The organism is Paenibacillus methanolicus, assembly GCF_008124765.1.
Classification (GTDB): domain Bacteria; phylum Bacillota; class Bacilli; order Paenibacillales; family Paenibacillaceae; genus Paenibacillus_Z; species Paenibacillus_Z methanolicus.
This window is the reverse complement of record NZ_VNHS01000007.1, coordinates 276,075-297,540: the sequence shown is the minus strand read 5'-3', so window position 1 is coordinate 297,540 and position 21,466 is coordinate 276,075. Positions and strand designations below refer to the sequence as shown.

16 protein-coding genes are annotated in these 21,466 nt (G+C 56.1%); 5 read left to right on the top strand and 11 right to left on the bottom strand.

The features are described from left to right. Window positions 1–48: 48 nt before the first annotated feature. Both BCM02_RS19540 and BCM02_RS19535 read right to left on the bottom strand, forming a co-directional pair. Window positions 49–1,677: a sensor histidine kinase gene (locus BCM02_RS19540; protein WP_187434312.1), complete on the bottom strand. Its 1,629-nt coding sequence runs from the start codon at window positions 1,675–1,677 to the stop codon at window positions 49–51. A 119-nt stretch (window positions 1,678–1,796) separates the two neighbouring features. Beyond that, complete coding sequence (locus tag BCM02_RS19535) at window positions 1,797–3,437, bottom strand: response regulator transcription factor (RefSeq protein ID WP_148930802.1); 1,641 nt, start codon at window positions 3,435–3,437, stop codon at window positions 1,797–1,799. Window positions 3,438–3,784: 347 nt separating this feature from the next. Here BCM02_RS19535 and BCM02_RS19530 point away from each other — a divergent pair, with 347 nt between their 5' ends. After that, window positions 3,785–7,462: a glycoside hydrolase family 9 protein gene (locus BCM02_RS19530; protein WP_148930801.1), complete on the top strand. Its 3,678-nt coding sequence runs from the start codon at window positions 3,785–3,787 to the stop codon at window positions 7,460–7,462. A 63-nt stretch (window positions 7,463–7,525) separates the two neighbouring features. Here the strand turns inward: BCM02_RS19530 and BCM02_RS19525 are convergent, their stop codons facing one another. Further along, on the bottom strand, window positions 7,526–10,669 hold the full coding sequence (locus tag BCM02_RS19525; RefSeq protein ID WP_148930800.1) for an alpha-mannosidase: 3,144 nt from the start codon (window positions 10,667–10,669) through the stop codon (window positions 7,526–7,528). Between the two features lie 132 nt (window positions 10,670–10,801). Here BCM02_RS19525 and BCM02_RS19520 point away from each other — a divergent pair, with 132 nt between their 5' ends. After that, complete coding sequence (locus tag BCM02_RS19520; protein WP_148930799.1) at window positions 10,802–11,752, top strand: helix-turn-helix domain-containing protein; 951 nt, start codon at window positions 10,802–10,804, stop codon at window positions 11,750–11,752. A gap of 163 nt (window positions 11,753–11,915) precedes the next feature. Here the strand turns inward: BCM02_RS19520 and BCM02_RS19515 are convergent, their stop codons facing one another. The 5 genes from BCM02_RS19515 to BCM02_RS19495 form a co-directional block, all read right to left on the bottom strand. Beyond that, on the bottom strand, window positions 11,916–12,476 hold the full coding sequence (locus BCM02_RS19515; protein ID WP_148930798.1) for a hypothetical protein: 561 nt from the start codon (window positions 12,474–12,476) through the stop codon (window positions 11,916–11,918). Window positions 12,477–12,610: 134 nt separating this feature from the next. After that, a complete protein-coding gene (locus BCM02_RS19510; RefSeq protein ID WP_246183456.1) occupies window positions 12,611–13,510 on the bottom strand; it encodes an SDR family oxidoreductase in 900 nt (299 codons plus the stop codon). Window positions 13,511–13,546: 36 nt separating this feature from the next. Beyond that, window positions 13,547–14,059: a hypothetical protein gene (locus BCM02_RS19505; protein WP_148930797.1), complete on the bottom strand. Its 513-nt coding sequence runs from the start codon at window positions 14,057–14,059 to the stop codon at window positions 13,547–13,549. 3 nt (window positions 14,060–14,062) lie between these two features. Beyond that, window positions 14,063–14,536 carry a hypothetical protein gene (locus BCM02_RS19500; RefSeq protein WP_148930796.1) on the bottom strand — a complete coding sequence of 158 codons (474 nt, stop codon included), beginning with the start codon at window positions 14,534–14,536 and terminating at the stop codon, window positions 14,063–14,065. Between the two features lie 236 nt (window positions 14,537–14,772). After that, on the bottom strand, window positions 14,773–16,836 hold the full coding sequence (locus BCM02_RS19495; protein ID WP_148930795.1) for a beta-galactosidase: 2,064 nt from the start codon (window positions 16,834–16,836) through the stop codon (window positions 14,773–14,775). Window positions 16,837–17,023: 187 nt separating this feature from the next. Here BCM02_RS19495 and BCM02_RS19490 point away from each other — a divergent pair, with 187 nt between their 5' ends. After that, window positions 17,024–17,869: a helix-turn-helix transcriptional regulator gene (locus BCM02_RS19490; protein ID WP_148930794.1), complete on the top strand. Its 846-nt coding sequence runs from the start codon at window positions 17,024–17,026 to the stop codon at window positions 17,867–17,869. 117 nt (window positions 17,870–17,986) lie between these two features. Here the strand turns inward: BCM02_RS19490 and BCM02_RS19485 are convergent, their stop codons facing one another. Continuing rightward, a complete protein-coding gene (locus tag BCM02_RS19485) occupies window positions 17,987–18,310 on the bottom strand; it encodes a hypothetical protein (RefSeq protein WP_148930793.1) in 324 nt (107 codons plus the stop codon). 182 nt (window positions 18,311–18,492) lie between these two features. Here BCM02_RS19485 and BCM02_RS19480 point away from each other — a divergent pair, with 182 nt between their 5' ends. Then, a complete protein-coding gene (locus BCM02_RS19480; RefSeq protein ID WP_148930792.1) occupies window positions 18,493–19,341 on the top strand; it encodes a LysR family transcriptional regulator in 849 nt (282 codons plus the stop codon). Here the strand turns inward: BCM02_RS19480 and BCM02_RS19475 are convergent. After that, entirely contained in the window at window positions 19,338–19,994 is a 657-nt protein-coding gene (locus BCM02_RS19475) for an NADPH-dependent F420 reductase (protein ID WP_148930791.1), read from the bottom strand. The two genes, BCM02_RS19480 and BCM02_RS19475, sit on opposite strands and share 4 nt — an antisense overlap. Window positions 19,995–20,110: 116 nt before the next feature. Next, on the bottom strand, window positions 20,111–20,524 hold the full coding sequence (locus BCM02_RS19470) for an Lrp/AsnC family transcriptional regulator (RefSeq protein ID WP_148930790.1): 414 nt from the start codon (window positions 20,522–20,524) through the stop codon (window positions 20,111–20,113). 132 nt (window positions 20,525–20,656) lie between these two features. Between BCM02_RS19470 and BCM02_RS19465 the strand changes: the two genes are divergently transcribed. Continuing rightward, the gene (locus tag BCM02_RS19465; protein ID WP_148930789.1) at window positions 20,657–21,415 is read left to right on the top strand and encodes an MBL fold metallo-hydrolase; all 759 of its coding nucleotides are present in this window, start codon (window positions 20,657–20,659) and stop codon (window positions 21,413–21,415) included. The last annotated feature ends 51 nt before the right edge of the window (window positions 21,416–21,466 follow it).

The following is a 21,466-nucleotide window of genomic DNA, read 5'->3' as shown; positions in this document are numbered from 1 at the left end:
TGGACAAAGCTTCAGAGGGTTTTGAACCTCAACACAAAAAAACTCCGGCTAGGCGCCGGAGCTTGTGCTTGATGCGGTATGCGCTTGAAGCGGCAGACGGATCACGGCCCGGATTCCCCCGCCGTCGCGCCGGCAATATCGAAGACCGTATTCTTCGCCATAGTGCAGCTGAATGCGCTGATTGACGTTCCGGATGCCATAGCCCTTGTCGTCCAGCTCCCCTCGGACGATCCGCTCCAGCCGCTCCAAGTCGACGGGCAGGAACCCGTTATCCTCGACGGACATCTCGATCGTTCGTTCGACGCGCCGGATTCGGATCCAGATCGCGCCTTCCCCGTCCATGCCGCTCACGGCGTGGAATATCGCGTTCTCCACGAGCGGCTGCAAGATCACCTTCGGCGTCGTGAAGGCCAGCACCTCCTCCTCGATCGCCCAGAACACCTCGAATTGGTCCGGGTACCGCTTCATCTGCAGCCGGCTGTAGGCTTGAATATGCTCCGCTTCCTCCCCGATCGAGATCATCGTCTTCCCTTTGCTTAGGCCGATCCGCAGCAGCTTGGACAAATCCTTGACCATATCCCCTACGTTCGAGTTGCCCTGATCCAGCGCGTACCAATAGATAGAATCCAGCGTGTTGTACAGCAAATGCGGCGTAATCTGGGCATGCAGCGTGGCCAGCTCGTTCTCCTTCTGTTGAATCTTCATCAGATAGTTCTCCTCGAACGAATGATCCAGCCTCCGCGTCATCCGCAAGAATGCGCCGTACAAAATGCCGAACTCGTCCGGACGCAGCAAGTCGTCCTCGATGTTCAGTTTGACGCCGGGCTCGTAGATTTTCGTTATCGCTACCAGCCGGTGCAGCGGCCTAACGATAATCCGCAGCAAGTACAAGAGAAACAGCAGCACGAACGCCAAGTAGAGGACGGACACGACCATGATGAACCATTGGAACGACGTCTGGCTGCCCGTGATCGCATCGAACGGAACCCGGTAGACCAGACGCGTGCCGAAACCGCGCTCGTAGGAGGACGCGTACAACCACCGCTCGCCATCCTGCTTGGCGATGAAAGTTCCCGAGGCTCCCTTCATGGCGGATTCGGCTATGCTTGACAGGGGGATATCGATCGCCCCCCGCTGCAATAGGAGCTCTCCGAGGTCGTTGAACAAGTAAATGCCGGAGTTGGCCGGGAGCTCGACGGATACGAGATCCCGCATCAACCGGACCTCCAGATTGGAGACGATCAGGAATCCGATCACGTCATTATAATTTTGCGCGTTCAAGATGCTTCTCACGTAACTGACGTTCGCGCCGCCATTCTGCGCGCGGCGGAACTCGCCCGCGCCCCGCTTCTCGATGGCTTGCTTCGCCCAGTCGGGGAACTCGGCGGCATCGCCGTCCAAGTATTTGAATCCGCGATCCTTATGAGACAGGTCGATCAGCGTCCGTTTGCCCACTTTGTTCATCATATAGAGCGTGTACGCCGTGCCGTCCGAGGACCAGCGCTCCAGAATGCTATCCGCTTGTTTGATCTGGCTGAGCGTCTCGATGTTCGTCCAGAACGCATTCGGCCCCGACAGATCGAACAGATGATTGTCGAGGAAGGTGATCGTCTTATCGTTCACCGCGAACATCGTCTTCACGATCGTGGCATGATTCTGCTTCGCCAGCTGAAGCATCGTCCGTCCAACCTCATCCTGCATCGATTCGGCGGCTTTGTAAGCCGAGATCCATCCGACGACAAGGAAGGGCCCGACGACCAGCAGCGCGAACGCCAGCGCGACTTTATATTTCAGCTTCAGCGGGACCCCCCCTGACCTTCTTTGCGGTAGTCCGCCGGACTGACGCCGGCGTATCGCTTGAACATTCGGCTGAAGTGCTCCGGCGATTCGTAGCCGACTTCGTAAGCAATCTCATAGCGCTTCTTGTCCGTCGTGACCAGCAGATGCTTCGCTTCCTGAATGCGCAGCTCCGTCACGTAGTCCCAGACGTTCTTCTTCGTCTCCCGCTTGAACAAGTATCCGAGATAGGCGGAGCTGAAATGCACCTCGCCGGCAATATCCTGAATCTTGAGCGCCGGGTTGCGGTAATGCTGCCGGATGTACGCGAGGATCCGCGACAGAATCGTAGTCTCGCGCTCTCGGGCCATCATCTGGATCGTACGGGCCGCGTCTTCCATATAGGCAGCCAGTCGCCCGATCCGGGCCTCGATCCGCAAGTCCTTATAATAGACGTCCGGATCGAATCGTCGTAACGAGGCGGTGCCGGCATGCCCATATTCCAGCAGCAAGCCGTATATCCGATAGACGAGCATGCCGAAGTAGCTGTGCGCCAATTCGTCCGTATGGCCTAACCGCCGCAGCATGGCGATCAAATCCCGCGCGCTCGCCTCCGGCAGCTCGTCCCCGCCTTTCTTCAGCTGCTGGACGCACGCTTCCACTTTCGCCATCCATTCGACCATATTCAAGCTATCCTGCGCCGCGATATCCGCATAATAGAACACGTTCTGTCCGGGGTGCAACCGCTTCCAATTCACGGCAAGGTTGGCTTCTTCCATAAGCTTGGCTAATAGGGTCGCGTCGTCGCGCAGACTGCTCGTCCCGATCGTCGCCTCGAGATTCAAGTATTGCCGGAGGTTGTTCGAGACGTATTGACCAACCAGATGGAGCTGAGTCTGCAATTGGCCGCGCGGTTCAGTTCCGGCCGGCGCCTTCACTTGGATGATACCGATCAGCTCGTTGCCGAATCCGCTGAACGCGAGTCCCCCCCATTCGGCCAAGCTCTCCGAGAATAGGTTCAACGCCGCGAATTTCAGTAATTTCCGATCCTGTTGCAGTACTTCCCGATGGCTGAAGCCTCCGCGGCTAAGATCGAGCCGAACGGTGACGACGCCGAAGTACGGCCCCTTGATCTTGTCGCCCAGCTCGGCCAGCAAGTCTTCATGCTCCTTCTTCGACAACCCCCGCTCCGTCACCAATTCCATTAGAATCTCCTGACGCCGGGCCGAATCGGGTATCCGCTTGTTTCGTTCCAGTCTGGAGCGCTCGAGCGCTCGCTTGCCGATCTCCTCCTTCTCGGTCAACACGCCGCGAACGACCCGAAGCAGATCCTCCTGATCGACCGGCTTCACCAAGTAGTCCCGCGCGCCTAACCGCAGCGACTTCATCGCGAAGTCGAACTTCTCATGAGCCGATATGACGATGACCGGCAAATTCGGCTGCTCCATATAGATCGTCTCCATCAGCTCGATTCCGCTCATCCGGCTCATCTGGATATCGGTCAGCACCAGATCGAACTGGTCCATGCGCAAATAATCGACGGCCTCGAATCCGTTCAGCGCCGTCTCCACGCTGGAGATGCTCAAATCGGACGCCAGCAGGAAATTGCGAATGCCGATGCTGACCCTCGGCTCGTCGTCAACAACCAGTATTTTGTACATGGGGGGACCTCCTCGGAGCCACTCGCGCCCTCGCAAATTTTTTCCTATTATAAGCCACTTCCATCCTCTAGTCGATGATGTTTCGCGCAGCAAACATGATCTATTGCGCAAACTTCGGCACCGGCTCCCACAATGTCTCTCATTTGCTCGAATAGATCACAAGGATACTGATATTGTGCATGGTTATGATTCTACCGATCGCCTATTCTAATCTTGCAAGCGTATACAAAACGAGGGAGGGAGGCGCTAGCGAAATCAGATCACGAATCTAGTATTTTGCCGGCAGTTCTGGGAGTCATATCGCATTCGACACAAATTGAACCACACTATGAAACGGAGGTTTTATCATGACAAGCGTCCCCCGCTTAGGAAAACGGACGAGAAAGTTGATGATGATCGGACTGGGCTTGATGGTCGCGCTGCAAGCGCTCGTGCTGGCGCCCGCTCCATCGCATGCAGCCGTCAATCCGCTCCCCGATCCCAACAACCCGGCGATCTTCGACGACTTCGACGGGAAAGGCATATTCAAGCTAGATTGGCAGAACTGGTACAATCAATCCGGAGGAACAGGCGCATTCTCGAAGGTTACGGTTGACTCGCTCAAGGTCGGCAAATTCGCGCAGACGCCTGCCTCAAGCGCCTCCCAGGCCAAGTTCGAGCCTTGGCACACGACCTTCGATGTCAGCGGCTACCGTTACTTGAACTTCAAGATGAAAAATCCCGGATATCCGAATGCCCGCATTCGCATCCTCATCCACGACGGCTACAAGGGTCACGACCTGACGGGCGGTTTCGCGGCGGTTCCGACGACTTGGACCGATACGCAGATCGACTTGGACGCGCTCAGCCCCAAGATCAATAAGAAGAGGATCCGCTTCGAGATCTGGCTGAAGCAGACGACTACGGGCTACGGCGAAATCCTGATGGATCACATTACGGGCACGACGGACAACACCGGCAATTCGCCTACGTTGTCGGCAGCCCCCTTAACGTCGAACTCGGGCACGATCAACAATCAGAACACGACGTATACCTTCAAAGCGACGTATACCGACCAGGATAACAACAAGCCGTACGCGATGCAGGTTGTCTTCGGCGACAAAGCCTACAATATGCGAGAGGCCGATTACACCGACACGAACTACGCCGATGGCAAGGACTACATCTATCTGAGTAAGCTGCCTGTCGGCACGACGTCTTATTACTTCCGTTCGGCCGACGGCTCTTCTCCCGCAGCGTCCACGGCGCCTCAGAACTCGCCGACCGTGGTGCAATCGACGAACATCGTCGATGTCCTCGTGAGCCAAGCCGGTTACGGCGCGAACGATTACAAGAACGCTATCGTGACGTCCACGAGCTTCCTGGCAGATACCAGCTATCAGGTGTTGAACGGCACGACCGTTGCCAAATCGGGGCAAATGACTTACAAGGGAAGCGTCTGGGGCAAATTCCTCTACACGATCGAATTCCCGACCGTTACGGCGCTAGGCGACAATTATACCGTGAAGACGAACGGCGTCTCCTCGTTCCCGTTCCCGATCAAAGCCAACGTATGGGACGGCTACAAGGACGAGATGACTGCCTTCTACCGGATCCAACGTGCCAGCGTTGCGACATCCGATGCCTATCCGCAAGGGTACAGCACCATCCCGCCGTCGGATAAAGTGTTCCACCCTGCCGGACATCTCGACGATGCCAAAAGATTAGACAACGGGCAGAGCGTCGATCTGACAGGCGGCCACTACGACGCGGGCGATTACGGCAAGTACGGGGCCAATCAATGGGTAGGCGCCGAGATCGTCTTGGCTTATCTCCGTAACATCGACTCGCCGAGCGTCAAGTTCGATAACGACAACAACGATATACCCGACCTCATCGATGAAGGGATATTTGCCAGCGACTACATCGTGAAATTTGCCGACCAGTTCAACGGAGCGTTCTATGACATTTCCCATCATGGCGCCTTCGTGCACCCGAACAAAGAAACCGACGGTATTCCGAGCAACGCGGATGACCGGAAGCTGCGCACCGACGTGCTCAGCGTCGAAGGATCGGCCAAAGGAGCTGCAACGGTTGCCGCGACGGCACGCGCGATCCGTACGGCCATTGCCGAAGGCGACGTGCCGGCGTCTCTGGTTCCGGATCTAACCGCCACCGCCAATGAATACGAAGCTGCGGCCGTTACGCTCTATGACTTCATGGTCGCCAATCTTACCAGTCCTCAGCGCGGGGATGTCAATAAATCGAGAATTTTCGCGGATGTGGAGATGTACCTCCTTACGAACGATGTCGATTACAAGAATGCGGCCACGACTGCCGCCAATGCTCTCACGTTCGACGACTTGAGCTCGACCGCGTACTGGAGCATGCGTCCGATCGCGCTCGCCGAATTCTATCCGGTGGCCGATACGACGACGCAAGCGCATATTCAGGACCTGCTCGAGCAGCAGTTCCATTACGTCATGACGCTCATGGACGATACGCCGTACGGCGTCATGAACCAATTCAGCAACTTCGGCGTGAACGAACCGCTCATGTCGTACATCGGGGATATGATGCGGTACTACGAGCTCTTCGGCGATCCCGATACGCTCCGCGTCATTCAGAGAGCGATGTATTGGGTCTACGGGCAGAATCCATGGAATATTAGCTGGGTGTCCGGCATCGGTTCGGACTATGTCGACTTCATTCATACCCGGTTGGACGAAGAATCGAGCTCGTCTGCCAATCAAGGGATCGTCATTCCAGGCGCGATGGTCAGCGGCGCGAATATCAAGGATACGAAGGACATGTACAGCGTCAGTCCGTGGTATGAAGACCGCTACCAAGGCGCTGACAATATGAATCAGTGGCGTTACAACGAGTACAGCGTCAACATCCAAGCCGGCATGCTGTATACGGTTATGGGTCTCAGCACCATTAACAATGCCGTAACGTCTCCATCGAATCTGCCGGAGCTTCAGGTGTCCAGCCCGATTCTCGGCGATTACGTGCGCGGCGATGTCACGGTGTTCGCCAGCACCAACGCCGGCACGCCGGCGGTAAGAACGGGCGGCACCTATGTACCGATGACGCTTACCGGGGCTGCCTATGAGTATACGTTCAACACCAGCACGGTTACGCCTCTCTCTAATCTCGTTATGCGGGTTCGAGGGAACGATACTTCAGGCAACCACACCTTCAGCAATATGCACTATACGGTTGCCCAGCCGCTTCCGGACCCGTCGCATCCGCTGCTCTTCGATGACTTCGACAGGCACGGATTATGGGGATTGACGAATGGACAATGGGTGAACTGGTGGAACCAGAACGGCGGCAACAACGAAGGCACGTTCAGCAGAGTCGAAGATACGCCGGGGAATTTCGTCGGCAAGTTCACGCAGAATCCTTCCCACGTCACGGCGCAAGCGAAGTTCCAACACTGGAACGAGTCGTTCAACGTGGACGGCTACCGTTACGTCAACATGAAGGTGAAGAATCCGAGCCACCCGAATCTGCGCATGATGGTCACCTTGTCCAGTAGTACCGGCGGCGTCAACTTAACCAATGGCTGGATTAGCATCCCGACCACTTGGACAGACTTGCAGTTCGACACGAGCACCGCTCCGGCTGCCATGAACAGGAAGAACGCCGTCATGACGATCTGGCTGAATCAGACGGTCAAGGGCTACGGCGAAATGTTCATGGACGATCTCCGATTCACGAACACCGCTAGCGGAACCGCGCCGACGTTAACCGCGGGCAGCGTGAACGCGGCAACTGGCAATACGCAGTCCAACTTCGCCTTCACCGTCACGTATACGGATGCCGATAACCAAGCGCCGTATGCAGTAGAGCTCGTCACCGACGGCGTCGTCCGCAAGATGGTCGAGTTGAACCCGAGCGACACGAACTATGCGGATGGCAAGCAATACAGGGTCGTCACGAGGCTGTCGAAGGGGAACCATAAGTACTACTTCACGACGACGGATATGACGTCCGACGCGGTCAGCACGACCGTGGCGACCGGTCCGTCGGTCAACTAACGAATCCAGCGGCAAGGAAGGAGAAGAAGGGGAACCCTGAATGTCGGGGTTCCCCTTCTCTTGTCACGGTTCGAGTACGAGCCGGAACGTCTTCACTTCGTAAGGCAGGAATGCGGTCTGGAACGATTGGGGCCCTGACGCTGTCGGCGTCTTATCCTGCTCGAGCAGATCGCATTCGTGTACTTCCCGAATCGGGTTGCCCGCCCACCGGATGTCCGCTGCACGGCGGGCTCCTTGGTTCTCATACAACCGGATGATGATGGAAGCGGGCTCTCCGGCTTGGGTCTGCACGAACTTCAACGCGGACAAGAAGATTCCGGTTGCGGACAGCTGCAGGAAGCTCTTCTCGTCCGAGACCATGCCGTCGCGGCCTTGAACCGGAATGATCCGAAGCGGGACGTTAAAGCATTGACCTGCTTCATCGACCTTAGCCGTGCGCCAATCCCCTTCATGACAGAAGAGCGCATAGCGGAAGGCGTGCTTGCCAAGATCGGCTGTGTCATCCGGGTATTTCGCCGATTTAAGCAGCGTGATGCGAAGCTTCCCATGCTTGCAATCATAGCCGTATTTGCAATCATTCAACAAGGCTGCGCCGTAGTTCGCCTCCGATACGTCTGCCCATTGGTGCGCGGGCACTTCGTACTGCGCGCGTTCCCAGGACGTATTCGTTCGCGTGGACCGCTCGACATTGCCGAAGGCTGCGTCATACGTTGCTTTGTCGGCATGGATATCAAGCTCGAAGCCGGCTTTAAGCATCGCCCGCTCTTCCTGCCAATCGACCTCGGTCTCGAACTCCAGCTCCCTGGAACCACGCCGAAGTCGTATCGTTTGTTGAATACGCGAGCTTCGGAACGATCGAACGATTCGAACGGCTTGCGCGGCTGACGACTGCTCCAGGATGTCGATGGCGTCGAGCTCAAGCAACGGGATGCCATGCTTCAGCGATTCGCCCGCGATATTCCAAGCGTCATAGAAATCGTAGAGTTCATCGAACAACTCCAATGTGTTGCCCGCCATGCCGCCGACTCTTAATACATCGCGGTCCATGGATTTATCATAGATGCGCTCGATCGTGCCGTCTTGACGACGAATGCGGACACGAAGGTATTCGTTCTCGAGCACCAGACAACCGTCTTCAACCCGAACCAAGACATCATCGGACGGGATGTTGCGCTCCCCCTGCCTGATCTCATAGCGCTTGAACCCGACGGAGGGGATGTCCTTCGCCTCGATCATGACGCTGCCGTCCGCTCCCATGTCGTACATCGCTTCTTCGCCGGTCGACGCGTCGACAATCAAGAAGGGATCCTCGGGAACGCTCGGCAAGAAGGCCCACCCGGTTCGAGGAAAGGAGAGCGTGTTCAAAACGATAAAGGAGCCCCTGCCGTCTTGCTTGTCCGCATCGCTTGACGGCTCTCGCCGCGAATGCCGCCGGACCAGCGATAACGCCGCTTCGGCGTCAAGACGGTCGACGATCTCGCGTACCCGCCCGTAGTCCCGCTCGGCCTCCAAGAATGTCTCCGCCTGCGAGGTGCCTGGCAGAATATCGTGGAATTGATTGAATAAGACGAGCCGCCAAGCTTCATCGAGCAATTCGAATCGTTCTCGGTCGATCCGCCCTGCCAGCACGCCGAGCAGCTCGGCATCCCGCAACCGTTCCTCGCTGCGCCGATTGTCCTTCTTCACGCGCGCCTGGGACGTAAACGTGCCCTGATGCCATTCGAAATACAATTCGCCGCACCAATGGGGAAACGAGGGGTTCGCCGATTCGATCTGGTTGAAAAAGTCTTCCGCCTTGCCGAGCTTCACGGCCGGCATGCCGGGAAGCTTATCGTAGCGCTTAGCCCGTTCAATCATCCCGGCATCGACGCCGCCGCCCCCATCGCCATGTCCGAATACGTGGAGAAGCGCTCCGTCGTGGCCTTTGCGCTTGAACCGATCGATGCCGCCCGTCAACTCCGTCAAGTTCATCTGGCCGTTATAGGATCCGAACGCGTCCAGCGTCCCGATAATCGTGCTGCCGTCCAAGCCTTCCCAGCGAAAGCTATGAAACGGAAGCTCGTTCACGGAATTGTAATTCAGCTTGCACGTATAGAAGTAGCGATAGCCGGATTTCGCCAACAGCTGCGGCAGCGCCGCCGAATAGCCGAATGTATCCGGCAGCCAGCAGATGTCGGCATGCTTGCCGAATTCGTCCATATAGAACCGCTGCCCGTATTGAATCTGCCTGACGAGCGACTCGCCGGAAGTCAAATTGCAATCCGGTTCCACGTACATGCCGCCGACAAGCTGCCACCGCCCCTCGCCTACGTATCGTTTGATCTGGTCGTACAGGTCCGGGTAATGCTTCTTGGCATATTCGTACTGAGCGGGCTGGCTTTGGGCGAAATGGAAATCCGGATACCGCTCCAGCAGCCGGAGCATATTGGAGAAGGTGCGCCCGGTCTTCCGCACGCTTTCCTTGGCTGGCCATAAATACGCGAGATCCAGATGGGAATGGCCGGTCGCAATAATCGTGGTCCCCTGCTTATCCGCAGCGCCGTCGAACCACTCTTGCCGTAAGAACAGCTTGGTCTCGCGAACGCCGGCGAGCAGCGACTCGAGCGGAGCTTCGGGCTTGATCATTCGCTGCGCTGCGATCAGCAGGCGCTCCGCCCAATGGTCGGAACGGACGCGCACGCTCTCGGCCAGCACGGCCAGATCGTACAGGAGGTCCTCGATTTCGGAGTTGACGTTCACCCAGGCCGCGTGCCGAAACAGATGACGGTCGTATTCCAATCCGTTCTGCTTCATATGCGCGAAATTCTGCCAGCGAATGCAGGATTCGATGACGAACGCATAGGTTTCGCCCGCAACGGCCGAATCCGAGATTCGGCATAGGCTGCGATTCGGGTCGAAGCCTTGACGCGGTTCGCCGTTCACGAACAGCAGGCTTTCGCCTTGATTGTCGAACCACAGCTCGAGCGGCTTCCCGGCAAGCGAAGGCGGTACGACCGCTTCCGCGCGAAAATACGCCGTCGTCTCCAGCCACGCTTCGCCGACCTCGATCGTTCTCCACTCCGAGGTGTACCGGATGTCTCCCGGCGAAACGTATTCGGCGCTGCGAATATGCCAGTCCGGAATGGGAATGACGGTTTCGAAGGACCGCTGCTTCAGCTTGTTCAAGAAAGAATGCATCGTACGTTCAAAATGTGCGTTTGTCGACAATGTAGGATCGCCTCCATGACCAGGGATACGACAAAGTATACCGACAACAAGAAGGAATCATAAGGCGAGATTCGGACTACGTATTAAGAAATATGGACCTTGTGAACGCTCGATTGGATAGGAGGCATCGCGGTGGGCAAGAACGGCAGGATACGTAAGTCATATATCACGGAAACCATGGACTTTCGCTTCAACATCCCGGACTTCGAAGTGTATGTCAGCCATGTGAATCGTGTTGGGCCAGACCCGAATTGGAACGTTCCCGAGCATTCCCATGCTTGCTTCGAGCTGCATATCATCCCTGCCGGCAAGGGGTTTATTACGATCGAAGGACATGATCTCGACGTATGCGGCGGCGAAGCCTATATTACGGGTCCTTATATTAAGCATGCGCAGTCGGCTGATCCCCATGATCCGATGGAGGAATGCTGCATGCGATTCGACTTGCTCCCCTCCGGCCTGAGAACGGAGATGTCCGAGGAAAGCGAACAAATTAAGCAATACTTATCGCATTGTTACCCGCATGTCTTCCAAGATCGATATCGCATGGACCTGAAATTCGAAGAGCTCTTCGAAGAAATGGAGCGAGGCGAGATTGGATACCATTTACGCGCACAGTCCATCCTCATGTCCGTCATCGTGGATATGCTGCGCCTCGTCAAGGACATACAGCGGCAAGGCGCTTCCAAGGAGCTGACTGGCGTGGAAGCGCGTAACCGAGTGCGTCGTATCGTTGAATTCATCCATACGCATTACATGGAACCCATTCGGATCGAAGAAGTATCTCGTTTCCTATTCCTATGTCCGAAGCAAATTAACCGGCTCCTCTCCAAATACTTGAACAGCTCCTTCCATGACCTTCTTCAAGCTCGCCGTCTAGAAGAGGCCCGATGGCTGTTTACCACGAGCGCTTGTTCCATCGAGGAGGTGGCGACCCTATCCGGCTTCTCGAGTCATCACTATATGTATCAGGTGTTCAGAAGACACGGCTTACCGACGCCCGCGAAGTTGCGCGAGAAGCGCACCAGCTGTACCTGCTCGCCAACGACGCTGCCTACAAGGATGCGGCAATCGCCGCCGTAAGCTATATACGCTGCAGCATATGTACCCGACGAATGAAAGAGTCGACGTAAGCTGACGAACAAACGGCGCCGCAGGGTGATTTGCTCCCCGCGGCGCCGTTGTGCCGTTTATGGTCTACTGCGATTCGCGAGCGCGGGCTGCTCATTTGCAGCGTCCGCTTGAACTATCGCAGCCGAATCGTCAAGCTCGCCGCTACGCCCGCAGGATTGGCCGGCGAGCGCGGAGCTCCGAAGTTGAACGCGATGATGACGATATCGTTGCTGCCTCTTCTCAAGAATCCGCCGATATTGAAGGTGCGGCCCGGATTAAAGAAAGAAGGCGTGTTCTGTGGTTGGTCGAATACGACGGCCCGCCCGTTGATGAAGACGGCCGCGTAATTGTCCACGGACAGCAGCAAGCGTGCCGAATTAATGCGTCGCGTGATCCGGAACGTGTTGGATATGATCGCGGTCTGACTCCCAAGGTCGCGGGCGTTCCACACGTAATTGGCGCCCGGAACCGCCACCCAGGCAGGGTCTTGGGGAATCACGGCCGCATTGAACCAGGTGTCGTCCGTGCCGATGACCGTCGTCGTCTGGTTCACCTCGATCGGTTGAACCGCGCGAGCCTGCAGCCGGCTGGCGTGATTGCGATACATTTGCATAATCTTGCTCTTCGCTTCCGCACTCCGTTTTAATTTCACGACCTTGCTGGGGATGGCTCTACTCTTCTTGACATTTGCCAATGCACTCAACTCCTTAAAGGGAAGATGGTAGCATTGTATGTCCGAATCTTGATTTTGAAAGTGCAGCCGTCTATGAAACTACGAAAATGGGGTCATTCAAAAAAAGCGGAATCGGCACGGTAGGATTGCAATCCTCACAAGCCCGAATACTCGCCGCCGTTCACATGAAGCGTCTGACCGATGACGAAACCGGATTCCTCCGAGGCCAGGTATAAATAGATAGGCGCGATTTCGTAAGGCTGCGCCGTTCTTTTGATCGGTGCCGGATTATCCAAGGATCCATAAAACATGTAAAACTCGGGCGGAAGCGAAGAAGGGATAAGCGGGGTCCATGTTCGGCCGGGGGCAACGGCATTGACCCGGATTCCCCGATCGGCTAGAGAAACCGCCAAGGACCGGGTGAGCGCGCCGACGGCGCCTTTGGTGGCGGAGTAACTCGCCATTGCCGGATAACCTCTGTCCGCCGCGACAGAGGTCGTATTGATGATTGCGCTGCCCGGCCTTAAGTGGGGGATTACGGCTTGGGTTAAATAGAAACAGGAGAAGACGTTCGTCTGGAATATCCGCAACAACTGCACGGGTGACAGGTTCGTAAAGTCCTCTTCATAAATCAGCTCACCCGCGTTATTGATTAAAATATCGATCCGGCCGAATGTGGACAAGGTATGCCCGATCGCCCGTCTGCAAAACGCTTCATCGCCGATATCACCGGCAATCGTCAAGCAACTGCGGCCCAATTGCCGGATTCTCTCCTGCGTCTCCGAGGCATCGGCGTGCTCATTGAGGTATATGATCGCGATATCCGCGCCTTCCCGGGCAAATAAATAGGCGACCGACCGGCCGATTCCGCTGTCCCCTCCGGTAATGACCGCTACCTTATTGTGCAGTTTGCCCGATCCGGAGCTTCCCGGCCGTTCCGAGACCGGCCTTGGGATCATCAAATATTCCAATCCCGGCTGTCCGGGCTGATATTGAGGCGGAAATTCGACCGGGACCTCTTCGCATTTCGTCACTCGAGAATCATGGGAATTCAAGGGGTCTCCTCCATTTCGGCGTTAGCTACTAACAGACTATTCTTGAGGCCGGAATGGGTGATTGACCAGTTGATCCTTAATGAAACGGTATACGCGGATCGTAAGCAAGGCAGAGAGGGGATAAGTAGGGACGGACCACGTCATTTTCCAGCCCCTGCCGTAGTCCAAGAAGCCGAATTTCAAACTGATCCATTCAAAGAAAAGCGCAATACAGGTCCAGGCCGACAAATAGAAAAGTAAGACCCGCTTATTTCGGTTGATGGACCACTTGTCATAGTAGTATAAGAAAATGAACGAATATGGTGTGTACAGAAATGCATGGGCATAGGCCGCCATTGGCTCGTAGGTTGCATTGTCCATACAATCGTACAGATGAAACGGCGTGGCGGCCAGCGCATAGTCTAAGGTCGCGACGAAGACTAAATTATAGACCCAGAGGATGAGCATTAACATAGGCTGGAAATGCTTTCGGATGATCCAAACATAGGTTAGCAGCACGATGGAGCATGCGACCACGAACCATTCGTTTCCGTCAAATCGAAAATTCATGAGCTAACGGGCACCTCCGGATTGAAGCTTGTTGCGGAACAGGATCATGATGCCGACCATGATCAGGTTATGGAGCAGCCAGTACGTCATCGCCCACCACTCCTTCAATGTGAGGTGGACAAAAACGCCTAATGCGCCGGACAAATATTCGAATCCGTACATGAGCAGCGAAAACCCAATCAGACAGATCAGCCTTGTCCCTGCCCCTTTCGAAGCCTTGAACGTATGAAGGAAAAGAAGGGTTAGAACAGGATACAGAACGGTTCGGTTGAGTAAATGGGCGAATGCCGGGCCGAGTTGGTCCGGAACCATAGCGCTCTTGAAATTCATGGTCTGCAGCGCGGAGTAATTTTGTACGAGCATGGAGCCGATGCACCAGTAGAAGAGGATTTCCAGCGGCGCAAGCTGCTTGCTCCGGATTCGGAAGAACCCATATACGACCCCCGCGTTTATGAGGAGATACAACAAGAAAACCACAACCTCATCTCCTAGTTCTTGGCATCCCATCCGTACTGTTCTCGATCAGTATTGAACTTGATGTTCGATATGCAAATATGTCTTCGTCCAAGAAGTGGATATCCGATTCCCGCTTATTTTAATGAATTTGAGGCGGTTATATACAAGCAGCATCCGGCTTTTTCGTTATTCAGCGGCAAAAAGCAATAGCCGCCATCACGGCGGCTATTGCTCCTGTCTCCTGATTCTCTGTTTCCCTACGCGCTCGGCCGCTCGAACACCCACACCCCGAACGCCGGCAGCTCGACTTCGCCTTCCAACCAAACGCCCGTCAACGAATCCTGTACCCGCTGCTTGAGCAAGGCCGCCACCGGACGATCCGCATAGTTCAGCAGGAACACGTATGCGCCCGCATCCGAAGCCCGAATACCCAGCTCCACTTCAGCCGGCACCTCCAGCCAATTCGCAACCGGCGAGACAAGCCTGAGCTCGTCGATCAGCGCATCCACCACTTGCTCGCTGTATGCCGCGCCGTAATACCATGCTTCGCCACTGCCCGCCTTGCGCCGGGTCAATGCCGGTTCGCCTTCGTAATACTCGCTCGCATACTTCGCGACGACTTCCACGTCCGGTTTGTCCACGCGCAGAATTTCGTTGAATCCGACCGCTTTCGTTCCTTCGGCAAGACGCCCGTCCGCCCCCTTGATCTCCGCCGCCTTCGCCGTGCCTTTGATCATCGTATAATCCTCGACCGTCACGCCGCACAGCTCGGCGACCGGACCCGGCAAGGGCCGCATGTTCACTTGGCCGGTCGGGTTCTTGTAGCCCGTGCGCGCGCCGAAGAAGAGCTTGCCGCCTTGCTCGACGTACCGCTGCAGCAGATTCGCCGTTTCATCCGTCATGATCGCCGCGTGCGGGTAGACGATGACTTTGTACTTTGCCAAATCTTCCAACGTCGTCGCCGGACGGAGCGTTATGCGATCTGCAGGAATATGCCGGTACTGCAGCTGTTTGAACCAAGCGCGCTGGCTTTGCCATTGGAACGGTCCGTGCCAGACGTCGAATTCGCCGTCCCAGTGGTTGTCATAGTCCTGCAGCAGCGCAATTTCCGCTTGGTACGTCGTCCCCGCGATCGCGCCGCCGATCTTCGCGAATTCCGCGCCGATCTGCCCGACCTCCCGCACTCTGCGATTCGGCTGGTTGTGGTGGTCGTTAATGCCGTGCCAGTAAATCTCGGTGCCCATCGTCGCCGTGCGCCAGCGGAAGTAGACGAGCAGATCGCAGCCGTGCAGCACGGATTGGTACGACCAGAGCCGGATTTGACCCGGTCTCGGCGAGGCCATCTCCATTCGGTTCACCCAGCCGCCCGGGCCGGATTGCTGCTCCATGACGCAGAAGTTCGGCGAGATCGAGCGCACGTTCGCAAGGCTCATGCTCCACGCCCGGTCCTTCAGCGAATTCTCGTCGTCGCTCGGGAAGATCGTCGAGAACTGCGGATACGAATCATACGAGAAGAAGTCCAGCACCTCGTCCGTCAGCGCATGGCTGTCCAGATGGCCGAACAATCCGTTCGTCGTCACCCAATGCTGCGGCGCCAGCTCGCGGATGATGTCGCCCTGAAGCTTGGCGAACGAGATCGTGTTGTCCGAGATGAACCGTTTCTCGTCCAGCGCGAGATGCGGATTCGGCGACGGATTCGCCATTGGCCGCGTCAGGTAGACTTGCTCCCAGTCCGTGTACGTCTGGCTCCAGAACACCGTGCCCCATGCTTCGTTCAGCTTCTCCAGCGTCCCGTAGCGCGCCTTCAGCCACTGCCGGAATGCCACATGGTCGGCCTCCGCGTAATAGACGTTCGATTCGCAGTTGAACTCATTATCGATCTGCCAGCCGATGACGGCCGGATGGTCCTTGTACGCCTCGACCATGTTCCGCGTAATCCGCGCGCACAGCTCCCGGTACTTCGGACTAGAGTAGTTATAGTGGCGGCGCATGCCGTGGCGGTGCAGCGTTCCATCCACGTCCGCATTGAGCACCTCGGGATACTTATGCGTCAGCCAGGCGGGCGGCGTCGCCGTCGGCGTGCCCAGAATGACCTTCAATCCATATTGGTGCGCCAAGTCCATAACCCGCGCGAAAAAGCTGAAGTCGAAGCGCCCTTCCTCCGGTTCCATGATTGCCCACGCGAACTCGGCCATTCGCACGACCGAGATGTTCAGCTCCCGCATGCGGCGGAAATCGTCCTCCCACAGCGCCTCCGGCCAATGCTCCGGATAATAACATACGCCTAACGTTAATTCGTCCACCTGAATCGATTTTGCCATCTGCTGCTGCCTCCTTGTCGGTTCTCGTACCTTCATTCTAGGGCACGCCGATGAGGGATGGATATGACAAATTCCTGCGAATGATATGAAATTCTTGTCATCCTGCGCGACGAAATACTTGCTATAATATTGGATAGAGTGATTATTGTTAGAAAATATTGCGTTTCTATCGGAGGTGCCTCATCCCATGAAGGAGCATATATTCCTGCCTAAGCCGATCTTCCCGCGGCATGTCTGCTTCCCGGATTTCATCGGCGGGTACCGCGACTTTCCCGAGCATGCGGTCAATCGCGAATTCGCGACCACGGAGGTCAATTTGGACCGCTGCTACAACCTGCACATCGTGCTCGACGGCAAAGGGTATGTGCAAGAGGGCGGGACGACATACGAGCTTACGCGCGGACAAGGCTTCCTGTACGGTCCAGGCATTCGACAGCGGTATTACGCGGACGCGCGGGAGCCGTGGAACATTCGGTGGGTGCACTTCTATGGCGTGCGGCTGGAGGAATTGCTGAACGGCAAAGGGCTGGACGAGCCGTGGCTGTTCGGGCTATCGGAGCTTGACCCGATCGCGTCCTTGGTCGAGCGGCTGCTCGGGCTGGGCAGGACGTACGAGGTAGAGGATGAATACGCGACGGCCGGCACGCTGTACGAACTGCTCACCCGGCTGCAGGCGATGGCCACGCAGCTCAACGTCCCCGTCAATCTAGCGGCGGACAAAATCCGGGCGGCCGCGAACTACGTGCGCGCGCATTGCCAGAAGCCGTTCACGCTTGAGGAAGCGGCCGCGATCGCCGGCTACAGCCCGCATTATTTCAGCCGCAAATTCAGCGCGACGTTCGGCATGTCGTTCCCGGATTTCGTGCTGGAAGCCCGCATCCTCCAAGCCAAGCGCCTGCTCGCCTCCACCCGCCTATCCGTCAAACAGATCGCGATGGAGACCGGCTTCTCGCAGACCAGCTACTTCAGCAAATGCTTTCGGCGCGCGGAGGGGATGACGCCGCTGGATTTTCGGGGGCTGCATCAGGAATAGCCAAATACCCTGACGGGGTTGCGCTCCGCCAGGGTATCTCCATCTTGTTCTATCGATAATCCAAATCATTCTACGCCATCCTATCGCATTTATCCATCCAGCTCGCCTCATCGCGGCTTATTTTTTTCTTAATTCTGCAGAAATACCCAACGAAGTATCCTTGTTTATAGCTGTCAAAAGATAGCTCTCACCCATTAATTCAACTTCTTCTCCAAGATGAATCCTCAATTTACTCCGATTTGTCTCGATTAGTAAGATGTCAATTGCGGAAGTGGTTTTATTTTCTTCGTAACGCCACGTTGTCTTACCTTTATCCGAAGTGTTTGGCAGCGGGACAATAATCTTCTCGGGAGAGCTGTTCGTATTCTCAGACCTATTTAATACTAAGAAAAGGACAACCATTAGGGCCATCAGCGAGAATACCATTCTCTTTTTAGTCATGATAGGCACCTCTCATACTAAAGGAGTAAACGCAATAATTCACGTCACTTCATATTTTCCTTTCTAAGCGACTACTCCTGCTTTTTATACGGCCTACTATTCTTTTCTCTTCCATTCGCCCCGCCTTCCATAGCGATCTTATGGTACGATAGAAAAAAATGGATAACGGAGGCGCACGAAGCGTGAACACGGATTTTCTAATCGGATTTATGGAGACGGCCCGTACCAACAGCATCGCGAAAGCAAGCGAGGCGCTGCATCTGTCGCATACCGCGCTCAGCAAGCAGCTGCGCAGCTTGGAGCAGCAGTTCGACGTCCAGTTGTTCACCCGTTCATCGCAAGGGGTCGAGCTGACGGAGGCCGGGAGGGTATTATACGACGCCTCGGCAGTACTGCTCGATCAGCTGGCGGTCCTCAGCAAGGCGCTGGAGCCCCATAAAGTTTGGAAGCAGATTCGGATCGGAACGGTGCCGGATATCGCTTCCCGGTATCTGCTGCCTTCGCTCCACAAGTTGGAGGCTCAGGGCCATCAGGCGGAGCTCGTCTATCGGCAGTCTACGGCGGAGGCCTATCGGATGTTGATGAACGGGGAAGTGGAGCTGCTCGTGGCCGAACGCATCTCGATGCATCCTGCTCTGTGGATGGGGGATCTGCATCGGGAGCCGTTATTCGCGGTCGTGCCGAAGGCGCATCCTTTCGCAGCGCAAACAACCGTCGCGTTAGACGAATTAAGCGGAGAGCCCCTTGTTCTGTATGCGGAAGGCTGCACGATTCGCGCCAAACTAACGGATCTCTTCCTCGCCGCGAATCTCCCCATGCACATCAAAACCGAGGTGAGCTTCAAAGAAGTCATCCTCGGTTATGTGGACCATGGCGCGGGACTGACCGTGCTGCCGGAGTCCCATATGAGTTCGCTGCCTGCGGAGCGATTAGTCGGCATTCCTCTCGGTCATCCGGATGCCGTGCGCACGATTGCCGTGTTCGGCACGAACCGGCAGAAAGGCAAGAAGATGGTCCAGCTGCTCCGTTAAATGACGGGGACGGCTTCCGGAATGCCGAACACTTGGAGCGAAATGTATGGATACGTGCCATAGCGGACGGCCAGCTCCAGCTCCAGCAGCGTGAATCGCTCGATCGTCCGGTTGTTGGCGAGCGGACCGGCATGAAGGAAGCGGAACGGAAGCGGGTTGAAGCGCTGGATGAACTGCTGCACCGCATCTTCGTCATCCCCGGTGACGAGCACGTCGCTCTGGCGGTCCTGGAAGACGGGATTGTCGAAGACGCGGAAGAACGTGTTCTTAAAGGCGCCAATGACGATCGATTCCGGCAGCAGCGCTTGCAGGCGTTCGGCGGAAGACTCGCCCCAGGCCGTCGTGAAGCCGCTGAAGTCGGCATTGAACGGGTTCGCGATATCGACGACGATTTTGTCCTTCAGCCGATCTCGGTTCGCTTGCGCCCATTCCATGATCGCCGCGGCCGGGAAAGCCGGGATGATGATATCCGCTTGCAGCGCGTCTTCATACGTGCCGGTTACGATGCGTTCCTGCCGGAAACCTTTGGCCAGCTCCGCCGCTTCCTGGGGATTACGCGATCCCCACAGGACCTGCCCTTCCAAGTTCGCCGCCGCTTGCTTCACCAAAGCTTTGCCCATATTGCCTGTTCCGAGTATGCTGATTGTTTTCATGTTTATCACTCCTTCTCTGAATTGATTTCAGCTTATCAGAGATAGAGCGACCTTCGAAGTTCCGCGATTTCGTACCCCTCCCACTTTTGGTTTCGGCGCTGGCAATCGCATGTCGCTCACTGCTTCTTGATCACCATCGAAATCTTGTAATTCGCATGCTCGTTAAGTTGCACCAGGAAGTCGTCCAGCACCTCGTTGGACGGGAATCGACACTCCAGCAAGTAGCAGCCGTCGCCGCTGATTTTATAGTTTCGCAGCACGTGACCCTCTTGCGTCTTGATAAAGGAGAGGAACGGCTCGTGCTGTACGGTTTTGGTGAAGATCGTAATGAACGCGTGCATGAGGCACCCGATCTTGGCTTGATTGACTTTGATCGTATACCCCTCGATGACTCCGTTGTCCTCCAGCTTGGCGACGCGCGCCGCGGCCGCTTGACCCGTAAGATGAACCCGCTCGCCCAATTCCTTCATCGTAATCCGGCTGTTTTGGGCCAACTCTTCCAAAATGCGTCTATCCGTTTGATCCAACAATTCATCACGTCCTTATCCCAAGTCAATACTTTCAAAAAGCAAGCCAATCGCGCGAATGACTTGATTTGTTCTATGTAACGGCGGCCGGCTCCTCGTATACACTTAGTACATGAGAGAGAAGGAGCTGATCCAATGAAAGTAACGCAAATTAGAAATGCCACGCTGATCGTCGAGTATGCCGGTAAAACCTTCCTGATCGATCCCCTCTTGGCGGAGAAAGGCGCTTATCCGCCTATCGCCAATTCGATCCGGCAAGATCAACGCAACCCGCTCGTCGACCTCCCCCTGCCCATCGACCATATTATAAAGGCAGACGCCGTCGTTGTAACCCATCTCCATCTCGATCATTTCGACGATGCGGCCAAAGCAGCCTTGCCCAAGGACATCAAGCTGTTCGTGCAGAGCGAGGCCGACGCGGTCGAAGTTCGCAAGGCGGGATTCCAGCGCGTCGAGGTGCTCCAAGCGGATACGGTGTTCGAGGATATCCAGCTGTGCATCACACAAGGCGAACACGGCAGAGGCCCGCTCGTCAAGCTCCTGGGTCCCGTCAGCGGCGTCGTGTTCAAGCATCCGAGCGAGAAAACGCTCTACGTCGCGGGCGATACGGTGTGGTATGAAGGGGTGCAGGCGGAGATCGCCGCGCATCAACCTGACGTCATTGCGGTCAATGGCGGAGACAATCAATTTCTCCAGGGCGGATCGCTTGTCATGGGCAAGGATGATATTTACGAGGTACACAAGGCTGCCCCTGAAGCCACGATAATCGCGACCCATATGGAAGCGGTCAATCACTGGACATTGTCGAGAGCGGAATTAAGAGACTTTATCGCGGAGAAAGGCATCGCATCACGCGTGCTCGTACCGGAGGATGGGGAATCGTACGTGTTCTAAAATAAGAGAAGGGCCACGCCAATCGTCATCGCCGATGACGCCGGAATGGCC

What these genes read in the sequence shown, in the direction of transcription:
- BCM02_RS19490 (WP_148930794.1), top strand. Translation starts at nt 17,024, where the DNA reads ATGAAGGAGCATATATTCCTGCCTAAGCCGATCTTCCCGCGGCATGTC.
- BCM02_RS19530 (WP_148930801.1), top strand. Translation starts at nt 3,785, where the DNA reads ATGACAAGCGTCCCCCGCTTAGGAAAACGGACGAGAAAGTTGATGATG.
- BCM02_RS19485 (WP_148930793.1), bottom strand. Translation starts at nt 18,310, where the DNA reads ATGACTAAAAAGAGAATGGTATTCTCGCTGATGGCCCTAATGGTTGTC.
- BCM02_RS19465 (WP_148930789.1), top strand. Translation starts at nt 20,657, where the DNA reads ATGAAAGTAACGCAAATTAGAAATGCCACGCTGATCGTCGAGTATGCC.
- BCM02_RS19540 (WP_187434312.1), bottom strand. Translation starts at nt 1,677, where the DNA reads ATGCTTCAGCTGGCGAAGCAGAATCATGCCACGATCGTGAAGACGATG.
- BCM02_RS19495 (WP_148930795.1), bottom strand. Translation starts at nt 16,836, where the DNA reads ATGGCAAAATCGATTCAGGTGGACGAATTAACGTTAGGCGTATGTTAT.
- BCM02_RS19535 (WP_148930802.1), bottom strand. Translation starts at nt 3,437, where the DNA reads ATGTACAAAATACTGGTTGTTGACGACGAGCCGAGGGTCAGCATCGGC.
- BCM02_RS19475 (WP_148930791.1), bottom strand. Translation starts at nt 19,994, where the DNA reads ATGAAAACAATCAGCATACTCGGAACAGGCAATATGGGCAAAGCTTTG.
- BCM02_RS19505 (WP_148930797.1), bottom strand. Translation starts at nt 14,059, where the DNA reads ATGAATTTTCGATTTGACGGAAACGAATGGTTCGTGGTCGCATGCTCC.